General features: G+C 74.5%; 8 protein-coding genes and 1 tRNA gene. 3 read left to right on the top strand and 6 right to left on the bottom strand.

The genetic code is table 11. From position 1 onward, the window contains the following. Window positions 1–122: 122 nt before the first annotated feature. Together ACIP9H_RS23120 and ACIP9H_RS23115 are read right to left on the bottom strand one after the other, a co-directional pair. Window positions 123–1,013, bottom strand: coding sequence for an ABC transporter permease (locus ACIP9H_RS23120; RefSeq protein ID WP_401960508.1), 891 nt, complete (start codon window positions 1,011–1,013; stop codon window positions 123–125). Beyond that, window positions 1,010–3,685 (bottom strand): alpha/beta fold hydrolase, encoded by a 2,676-nt coding sequence (locus ACIP9H_RS23115; RefSeq protein ID WP_401960505.1) that lies wholly within the window; start codon window positions 3,683–3,685, stop codon window positions 1,010–1,012. Before ACIP9H_RS23115 ends, ACIP9H_RS23120 begins: the two co-directional genes overlap by 4 nt. Window positions 3,686–3,820: 135 nt before the next feature. Between ACIP9H_RS23115 and ACIP9H_RS23110 the strand changes: the two genes are divergently transcribed. After that, window positions 3,821–4,786, top strand: a complete 966-nt coding sequence (locus ACIP9H_RS23110) for an aldo/keto reductase (protein ID WP_401960502.1) — start codon at window positions 3,821–3,823, stop codon at window positions 4,784–4,786. A gap of 16 nt (window positions 4,787–4,802) precedes the next feature. On the opposite strand, the gene ACIP9H_RS23105 is transcribed toward ACIP9H_RS23110, so the two are convergent. Together ACIP9H_RS23105 and ACIP9H_RS23100 are read right to left on the bottom strand one after the other, a co-directional pair. Beyond that, on the bottom strand, window positions 4,803–5,738 hold the full coding sequence (locus ACIP9H_RS23105) for a transketolase family protein (protein ID WP_401960499.1): 936 nt from the start codon (window positions 5,736–5,738) through the stop codon (window positions 4,803–4,805). Window positions 5,739–5,804: 66 nt separating this feature from the next. Further along, window positions 5,805–6,506 (bottom strand): transketolase, encoded by a 702-nt coding sequence (locus tag ACIP9H_RS23100; protein WP_401585585.1) that lies wholly within the window; start codon window positions 6,504–6,506, stop codon window positions 5,805–5,807. A 54-nt stretch (window positions 6,507–6,560) separates the two neighbouring features. On the opposite strand from ACIP9H_RS23100, the gene soxR reads away from it, so the two are divergent. Continuing rightward, on the top strand, window positions 6,561–7,091 hold the full coding sequence (soxR, locus tag ACIP9H_RS23095) for a redox-sensitive transcriptional activator SoxR (protein WP_401585588.1): 531 nt from the start codon (window positions 6,561–6,563) through the stop codon (window positions 7,089–7,091). On the opposite strand, the gene ACIP9H_RS23090 is transcribed toward soxR, so the two are convergent. Beyond that, entirely contained in the window at window positions 7,072–7,362 is a 291-nt protein-coding gene (locus tag ACIP9H_RS23090; RefSeq protein ID WP_401960496.1) for a YiaA/YiaB family inner membrane protein, read from the bottom strand. The two genes, soxR and ACIP9H_RS23090, sit on opposite strands and share 20 nt — an antisense overlap. 183 nt (window positions 7,363–7,545) lie before the next feature. Between ACIP9H_RS23090 and ACIP9H_RS23085 the strand changes: the two genes are divergently transcribed. Beyond that, window positions 7,546–7,619, top strand: a tRNA-Pro gene (locus ACIP9H_RS23085). Between the two features lie 137 nt (window positions 7,620–7,756). Here the strand turns inward: ACIP9H_RS23085 and ACIP9H_RS23080 are convergent. Further along, the gene (locus ACIP9H_RS23080; protein WP_401960493.1) at window positions 7,757–8,728 is read right to left on the bottom strand and encodes a helix-turn-helix domain-containing protein; all 972 of its coding nucleotides are present in this window, start codon (window positions 8,726–8,728) and stop codon (window positions 7,757–7,759) included. Window positions 8,729–8,746 lie beyond the last annotated feature (18 nt).

Here is an 8,746-nt window from a genome sequence, read left to right as displayed (position 1 = left end):
CACCCGCCGGGCTCCCGCGCCGGGCCGGGCTCCTGTGGGCGCGTGGGGTTCGGGTTGCTGACCCCGGGGGGGGGGGGGGGCGCCCGGTCGGGCCCCCCCCCCCGGCCGCGTGCCCCGGACGCTCAGGACACGACGTCCTTGCCCCGGAAGCCCCGGTAGGCCAGGGCGAAGAAGACCACCGCGAACGACACCGACACTGAGATGCCCTTGATCATCCCGGCCCATTCCAGCTTGGGCTGCAGGGCGTCGAACCAGGCGTACTGCCAGTGCGTCGGCAGGACGCTGCGCAGCGAGCCCAGGGCCGTGATGGCGTCCAGGATGTTCGACAGGATCGCGACCCCGACCGCCCCGCCGACCGCTCCCAGCGGGGCGTCGGTGACCGTCGACAGCCAGAAGGCGAAGCCGGCGACGGCCAGTTGGCAGCCGAAGACGTACAGTGCCGCGATCGCCAGCCGTCCGGCCGCGGTGCCCGGCGGCAGCGAGCCGGCCGAGGTGAGCTCCATGTCGTGCCAGCCGTAGGCGAGGGTGCCCACCCCCAGGGAGACCGCCGGCAGGGCGAGCACCGCGACCGCGCTGAAGACCAGCGAGACCAGCAGCTTGCTGGTGAGCAGCCGGGCCCGGGGCACGGGCGCCGCCAGCAGGTAGCGCAGCGAGGACCAGCTCGCCTCGGAGGCGATGGTGTCCCCGAAGAAGAGCGCGACGGGGATCGTCACCAGGAAGCCGGACGAGACGAAGAGCACCGCCAGCGCGAAGTTGACGCCGGAGGCCGTGGCCACGTCGATCATCGTCGGCACCGAGTCCCGGCCGCTGGGCGTGCCGCCGATGGCGAACGCGGCCCACACGACGACGGGCAGGCCCAGGACGACGGCCAGCGCGACGAGGGTGCGCCGCCGCAGGAGCTGCCGCACCGCCTCGACCCGGAAGGGCAGGGTGCGGCCCGGCCGGTACCCCGGCGCGACCTCCGCAGGGGCCTCCGTGCTCGTGGCGTCCACGGTCTCCAAGGGGCCGGTCATGCGGACTCTCCGATCAGGGTCAGGAACGCGTCCTCCAGGCGCCGGTGCGGCCCGACCCGCTCCACCGGCACATCCAGCCGCAGCAGTTCGGTCAGCAGCTCGGGCACCGTCATCGTGCCGGGCCGCACCAGCAGCCCGTCCTCCACGGACTCGGCCGCCGCGATCCCCGGCAGCGCCGCCAGCTTTGCGGCGACGGCCTCGCGCGCGTCGTCCGGCATCCCGGGGGCGCCGACGAGCAGCGCCTCCCCGCCGCCGGAGATCTCGCCGACCGGGCCGGCCGCGATCAGCCGTCCCTTGTCCATCACGACGAGGTGCGTGCAGCTCTGCTCGACCTCCGACAGCAGGTGGCTGGAGACGATGACGGTGCGCCCGGCGGCCGCGTAGCGCCGTACGACATCGCGCATCTCGCGGATCTGCGGCGGGTCCAGGCCGTTGGTCGGTTCGTCGAGGATCAGCAGGTCGGGCAGGCCCAGCATGGCCTGCGCGATGGCGAGCCGCTGCCGCATGCCCTGCGAGTACGTCCGCACGGCGCGCTCCAGGGCCTCGCCCAGGCCGGCGATCTCCAGCGCCTCCTCCACGTGGGCGTCGGCGGCCGGGCGGCCGGTGGCCCGCCAGTACAGCTCCAGGTTGGCCCGCCCGGTCAGGTGCGGCAGGAAGCCCGCGCCCTCCACGAACGCGCCGACCCGCGACAGGACGGGCGCGCCGGGCCGGACCGCCTGCCCGAAGACGCGGATGCCGCCCTCGTCGGGCCGGATCAGGCCCATCATCATGCGCATCGTCGTGGTCTTGCCGGCGCCGTTGGGGCCGAGCAGGCCCAGCACCTGGCCGCGCTCCACCCGGAACGACAGCTCGCGCACCGCGTAGCGGTCGGCCGCGCCCTTGTACCGCTTGGACAGCCCGGAGATCTCCAACGGCACGTCCGCGAGCGCGGGTTCGGGGGCCTGCCGCACGGTGCCCGCCCGCCGCCGCCCGGTCAGCAGCAGCGCCGCGGCCAGCGCGGCCGCCGCCAGGGGCAGCACCCACACCCACGCGGGCAGCGCGCCCTGGTCGGTGGTCAGCGCAGGGTCCACGGGCACGGTCAGCGCCGCGCCCGCGGGCAGCGACACGCGGTAGGTGGCGGGCAGGGCGGGGGAGGAGTACCCGAGGTCGGTGCTGGACAGGACGAGCCGCAGCCGGTGCCCCGCGGCGAACTCGTGGTCCACGGCGGGCAGCGTCACCGGCACGGTGCCCTTCCCGTCCGCGCGCAGCGGCGCGACCAGCTGGTGCGGCAGCGACTCCGATCCGCCCGGCGAAACGTCGTACAGCTTCGCGAAGAGCACCGCGCCGTCCGGGGCGTCGGTGCGCACGTCCACCCGGACGTGCGCCGCGCCCGTCAACCGCAGCGGGGAGCGCAGCGGCGCGGAGTCGAACGCGGCGCGCTGGCCGGGGAAGTCCAGCGACAGGGACAGCCCCTGGCCGAGGTCGGAGAGCTGCGACAGCGCGCCGACACCGGGCACCGCCGAGATGGCGGGCGGGTTGCCGCCGGCCGGGTTGGCCACCGGCTGGGCGCCGCCGGTCAGGGCGATCTCGCGGGTTTGCGTACCGCCGAGCCCGGGATAGGCGGGCGCGTCGGCGCCGCGCTTGATCGCCCGGCCATCGGTGGTGTCGACGCCCCCGGCACGGGTGACGCGGAAGGCGGGGCCGGTGTCGGCGCCCTTGTCCTTCTTCAGGTAGCGGTCGAACCAGGCCGTGATCCGGCCCTGCACCCGGTCGGTCTCCTGGTCGCCGCCGTCGTGTCCGCCGGAGAACCAGTCGACGGCGACCGGCGCGCCGCCCGCCTCGACCGCGCGGGCGATGGCGTCGCCCTGGTCGAGCGGGAAGAGCGAGTCGTTCTGGCCCTGGACTACCAGGGTGGGCACCTTGATGCGCGCGGCCACCGACGAGGGGCTGGAGCGCTCCAGCAGCTGCCGGGTCGCGTCGTCCTCGCGCCCCGAGACCGCCGAACGGTCGTACATCGCGCACAGTTGGGCCGTGAAGCCGCAGGACGCCCCGTCCGCGCCCGTGGAGAAGAAGATCCCGGCCCACAGCTTCTTGAACACGCCGCCCGGGAACAGGGCGTCGGACAGGTTCCACCAGGTGATGGCGGGCGCGATCGCGTCGACCCGCCGGTCGTGGCCGGCGGCGAGCAGCGAGATCGCACCGCCGTACGAGGCGCCGGTGACGCCGACCCGCGGGTCGTCGGGACCGTCGCGCAGCACCTCGGGCCGCTTGCCCAGCCAGTCGATCAGCCGCGAGACGTCGGCTACCTCCGCGTCCGGGGAGTTGAGCCCGATCCGGCCGCCCGACCGGCCGAAGCCGCGCGCCGACCAGGTCAGCACCGCGTAGCCGTGCCGGGCCAGGTCCTCGGCCTGCGGCCGGACGTCGGCCTTGCTGCCGCCGAAGCCGTGCGCGAGGAGCACGGCGGGCCGCGGCGCGCTGCTCCCGGAGGTGAAGTACGACGCGTCGATCCGCACCGTACGGCTGCTGCCGGGGGACTCCGGTACGGAGAACACCCGGTCCTGGCGGTGGACGGCCGCCGGACCGTCCGCCGCGGCCAGGGTCACCGCCCCGCCGCCGGCCAGCAGGGCGAGCGCGGCCACCCCGGCGGCGAGACGCCGCCGGGTACGCAGGGGCCTGGGCAGGGCCAATCGCATGCGGTGATCCTCGGGTGGGAAGGGCACGTGCGCCGGCGGAGTTCCGGTGCCTCCCACTATGCATTCCGGTGATCACCCGCGACGTCCGTCTCAGGCACCGGATCGCCGTACTCCACCGGGAGTACGGTGGCGACCGTGCCCTTCGACCGCCTCGCCGCCGCCCCCCTGCCCCGCCTCGGACTCGGACTCGCCGCCGTCGGCCGTCCCGGCTACATCAACCTGCACCGGGACGCCGACCTGCCCGCCGACCGCACCGTCGACGCGATGCGCGACCGGGCCCACCACGTGCTCGACACCGCGTACGCCGCCGGGATGCGCTACTTCGACGCGGCCCGCTCCTACGGCCGCGCGGAGGAGTTCCTCGCCGGGTGGCTGGCCGCCCGGCCCGGGGCCACCGACGTCGTGATCGGCAGCAAGTGGGGCTACACCTACACCGCCGACTGGCGCGCCGACGCGAAGGTGCACGAGGTCAAGGACCACACTGCGGCCACCTACGACCGGCAGATCGGCGAGAGCCGGGCCCTGCTCGGCGACCGGCTCGCCCTCTACCAGATCCACTCCGTCACCCCGGACAGCCCGGCGCTCACCGACCGCGCCCTGCACGCGCGCCTGGCCGCCCTCGCCGCCGAGGGCGTCGCCGTCGGCTTCTCGACCAGCGGCGCGCTGCAGGCGGAGGCCATCCGCGCCGCCATGGGGGTGACGGTCGACGGGCAGCGCCTGTTCACCGCCGTCCAGGCGACGTACAACCTCCTCGAACCCTCCGCGGGGGCCGCCCTCGCCGAGGCCCACGCCGCGGGGATGGCCGTCATCGTCAAGGAGGGCATGGCGAACGGCCGTCTCGCGCAGGCCGCGCCCGGCTCGGTCCTCGCCGAGATCGCCGCCGCGACGGGCGCCGCCCCCGACGCCGTCGCCCTCGCCGCGATCCTGCACCGCCCCTGGGCCGGCGTCGTCCTGTCCGGCGCCGCCACCACCGCCCAGGTGGAGGCCAACGCGGCCGCCGCCGGCCTCCACCTGAGCGCGGAACGCCTCGCCCGGCTCACCGCCCTCGCCGAACCGGCCCCGCTCTACTGGCGGGAGCGATCCGCCCTGCCCTGGACCTGATCCCGCCGGGGGCCGCTCAGCGCACCCCGGCCGTCGCGGCGCCCGCCCGCGCCGCCGAGAGGAAGGACCCGATGCGGCGGCGCAGGCCCGCCGCGTCCAGGCCGTGCGCCCGCGCGTGCTCGCGCGAGGTGCCGTAGCGGCGCAGTTCCTCCCTGGCGGTGCCCAGCGCCAGGACGCGGTGCGGCAGATCCATCAGCGCGTCGTTGGCGAACGGCGCCGAGGTGCCGGTCAGATACGGCTCGACCAGGACGACGTCCGCCCGCTCCGCGGCCCCGGCGGCGGCGCGCAGCCGGGCCGCGTCGAAGGGCCGCACCGTCGAGGCGTACAGCACGGTGACGTCGAGTCCGGCCACCGCCTCCAGCGTCGCGTCCAGCAGCGGACCCACGGCCACCACGACTCCGCAGCGGCCGTCCCGGACGGTGCGGAACCGCCCCGGTGAGACCGGCAGCGGGGCGCGGTTGGACTGCTCGCTGAGCCGGACGTAGACCCGGCGGTCCCCATCGCCGGCCGCGTGCCGGACCAGCGCCTCGGCCTCGTCGGGGTGGCCGGGGACGTGGACGGTCCACCCCGGGAGGGTGTCGAGCAGCGCCACGTCGCCGGGCGACTGGTGGGTACGCCCGCCGGCCGCGATGTCGTAGGAGGCGCCGGAACTGACCAGGACCGCTCCCACCTCCTGGTGCACCAGGTCCAGCTTGACCTGCTCGAACGGCCGCTCCACCAGGAAGCTGCCGAAGGTGTGGACGATGGGCCGCAGCCCGGTCAGGGCCAGCCCGCCCGCCGCCCCGACGAGCAACTGCTCGCGGATGCCGACGTCGATCACGCGGTCGGGATGGGCCCGGGCCGCGTCCGTGAAGCGGTCGCCGGAGATGACGGCCAGCACCACGGCCAGCCGCGGGTCCTCGTCGAGCAGGGCGGTGGCGACGGCGGTGAAGCGCTCGCGCATGGTGTCCATCGTGGGGAGACTCCTCGGTCCGTGGTCTTCGGTGACGTGCGGTCTTCGGTGACGTGGGGACGGCGGTCAGTACTTGGACTCGACGCGTGCCACGACCGCGCGCGGCACACCCGGGTGCGGCGCGGTGAACGCCTCGTACAGCGCCTCGTGGTCGCGGCCGTCCACGGTCTCCGCGAACCAGCCCTCGGCGGCGAAGCGCGAGGCGAGTCCGCCCCTCCAGCCGTACGTGGCGGAGGAGTTGTCGATCGCCACGACGTGCAGGGACTCCAGGCCGATCGCGCCGGCGAAGGCGATCGCCTCGTGGTTGCTGCCCTCGTCCATCTCGGCGTCGCCGACCAGCGCCCACACCTTGGCGCAGGTCAGCCCCTGGGCCCGCAGCCCCAGGGCGCTGCCCACCGCGAGCGCCAGTCCGTGCCCGAGGGATCCGGAGCCGATCTCCACACCGGGCACCAGCGTCCGGTCCGGGTGGTGGCCGAGCCGCGAGTCCCAGGAGCCGAAGGAGGGCAGCCACTCCTCCGGGATGAAGCCCTTGGCCGCGAGCACGGCGTAGTACGCCATCGGGCCGTGGCCCTTGGACAGCAGGAAGCGGTCGCGGTCCTCGTCGTCCGCGGTGTCCCGGCGCACGCGCAGCACGCGGTCGTAGAGCACCCAGAGCACGTCGAGCGTGGAGGTGGCGGCCGGGCCGTGCTTCTCGTCGCCCGTCATCAGCGACATCAGGCGCTGCAGGTCCCGGTAGCCGTACGCGGGGGTGATGCTTGTCGGGGTCATGAATCGAGCGTGCAACTTCAAGCCGACTTGAGGTCAAGCGTAGGCTCGGAGGACATGAGCCCGCATGTACCGCAGTCCCCGGACCCGGTCCGTCCCACCCCCCAGGACCGCATCGCCATCGGCGAGCTCGCCGCCCGCAGCGGCCTGGCCGCCTCGTGCCTGCGCTACTACGAGGAGATCGGCCTCATCCGCTCCGAACGCACCGCCGGCGGCCGACGCCGCTACCCGCGGTCCACGCTGCGCCGTGTCGCCTTCATCCGTGCCGCGCAGCGCGTCGGCCTCTCCCTGGACGAGGCGCGCGGCGCCCTGGACCGGCTGCCCGCGGACCGCGCGCCCAGTGCCACCGAGTGGAACCGCGTCGCCCGGACCTGGACCCGCCGCATCGACGAGCAGATCGCCGAGCTGGAGCGCCTCAAGCGCCGCCTCACCAGCTGCATCGGCTGCGGCTGCCTGTCGCTGCGCAAATGCGGTCTGTACAACCCCGGCGACACCGCGGCCTCCGGCGGCGCGGGCGCCCGCTACCTGCTCGGTGACGCGCCCGCGGGCCAGGAGGCCGGTGCCGCGGTCACAGACCGTCGACCTTGAACGGATCGTGCTCGGCCAGCAGCTTGTCCAGCCGTGCCTGGTCCACCCTGCTGGTGACCTGGCCCTCGTCCTGCCGGTCCCGTACGACCTTGGCCAGGGTGAACGCCGAGGTCACCACATAGAGCAGTCCCACCGCCAGGAAGCCCCGCACCCAGGGGCCCACGGGCAGGTAGGCGATGCCCACCACCATCGCCGTCAGGGCGAGGGCGAACGAGAGCGCGGCCTGCGCGGAGTAGGCCGCCGTCGTCTGCTGTCTTATCGGATTCGCCATGGCAGCAGTGTCGGCCCCGTGTGACGCCCGCCACATGAGTACGGCTACTCATCTCCCCACGGGGGCCGGCACCCGCGCCGGGGGCGCGCGGCGGGCCGGGCGATACCTGCGAGCGAGCACCGGTCGACGTGCGGTATTGTTCTCGTGCGCGGTCAGCCCGGGAAATCCCGGGGGATCCGGCACCGGGACGTGGCGCAGCTTGGTAGCGCACTTGACTGGGGGTCAAGGGGTCGCAGGTTCAAATCCTGTCGTCCCGACGGTGTGGAAGGGCTCGCTGGACTGGACTTTTTCCAGTTCCGCGGGCCCTTTTGCGTGCGCGGGGACCGCGTTCGCCCGGTGCAGCCGGACTCCGCCCCGGCAGCGGGTGGTTGGGGCGCGGGAGCCCCGCGGGGCGTCAGCGCGGGTCCGGGATTTCGTTCGCCCTGCGCCGCCACTCGCTCGGGCTCATCCCGTACGCCGCCCGGAAGGCGCGGCTGAAGTGGGCCGCGGTCCCGAACCCCCAGCGGTGGGCGATCGCCTCGATCGTCACGTACCGGCTCGCCGGGGCGGCGAGCTCCCGCTTGCACTCCTCCAGCCGCTCGGTCTTGATCCACTCGCCGAGCGGGATGCCGGCCCGGGACAGCGTGAGGTAGAGGTGGCGCACCGAGACGTGGTGCGCGGCGGCGATGCGCGCGGCACTCAGGTCGTGCTCGGCCAGATGGAGACGTGCGTACGCCAGAACGCGCTGCGGGAGCGTGAGGTGCAACGGCTCCCTGGCCAGGTCCTCGCGCCCGAGGCCCGTTGTGACCAGGGCCCGGACGAGTTCGACGGAGGGCTGTGCCAGCAGGTCGGCCTCGCCGGCTCCCAGGGCCTCCTGCCCGCGGACCAGCCGGGCGAAGAACGCCGTCACCGCGTCCACGACCGGCAGGTCGGGGCGGAGCAGCACGGCGGTGCTCCGGTCGAGCAGCGTGGAGGGGAGTCCGAGCGTCCGGGTCGGGATGCGTACCGCGGCGGTGCGGATCGAGCCGTGGAAGGAGATGGAGTACGACTTCGCGGTCTCCAGCAGGACGAGCCCGCCCGGTCGCAGTTCCGCCTCCCGGCCCCCTTGGGTGACCCGCGACACCCCTGATTCCTGGATCGCCAGGAACACCTGCGGCTCGACGTCGTCGCTCAGCGGGCCGGGCGAGCGCCGCAGGCCGGTCAGGTTCCAGCTGATGTCGGCCACCTCGACCGAGCGCAGCGCCGTCGTCACGGCGACGGCCCTGAGCTGCGCGGGGTCCGGCGGAAGACCCACCTCGATGCGGCCGTTCAGCGATTGCGACTGTTCACGTATGGCGTCCGCGCGATCACCCGGAGCGAACGACCGCAGGTCGAATCGATGGGGCAAGGGTTCCTCCAGCGGCGG

It is taken from the genome of Streptomyces sp. NPDC088732, assembly GCF_044751205.1.
Taxonomy (GTDB): domain Bacteria; phylum Actinomycetota; class Actinomycetes; order Streptomycetales; family Streptomycetaceae; genus Actinacidiphila.
This window is presented reverse-complemented; position numbering and strand designations above follow the sequence as displayed.

Bases quoted from the DNA above. Each gene is read 5' to 3' on its own strand.
- ACIP9H_RS23120 (WP_401960508.1), bottom strand. From the start codon at position 1,013: ATGACCGGCCCCTTGGAGACCGTGGACGCCACGAGCACGGAGGCCCCT.
- ACIP9H_RS23115 (WP_401960505.1), bottom strand. From the start codon at position 3,685: ATGCGATTGGCCCTGCCCAGGCCCCTGCGTACCCGGCGGCGTCTCGCC.
- ACIP9H_RS23105 (WP_401960499.1), bottom strand. From the start codon at position 5,738: ATGGACACCATGCGCGAGCGCTTCACCGCCGTCGCCACCGCCCTGCTC.
- ACIP9H_RS23100 (WP_401585585.1), bottom strand. From the start codon at position 6,506: ATGACCCCGACAAGCATCACCCCCGCGTACGGCTACCGGGACCTGCAG.
- soxR (WP_401585588.1), top strand. From the start codon at position 6,561: ATGAGCCCGCATGTACCGCAGTCCCCGGACCCGGTCCGTCCCACCCCC.
- ACIP9H_RS23090 (WP_401960496.1), bottom strand. From the start codon at position 7,362: ATGGCGAATCCGATAAGACAGCAGACGACGGCGGCCTACTCCGCGCAG.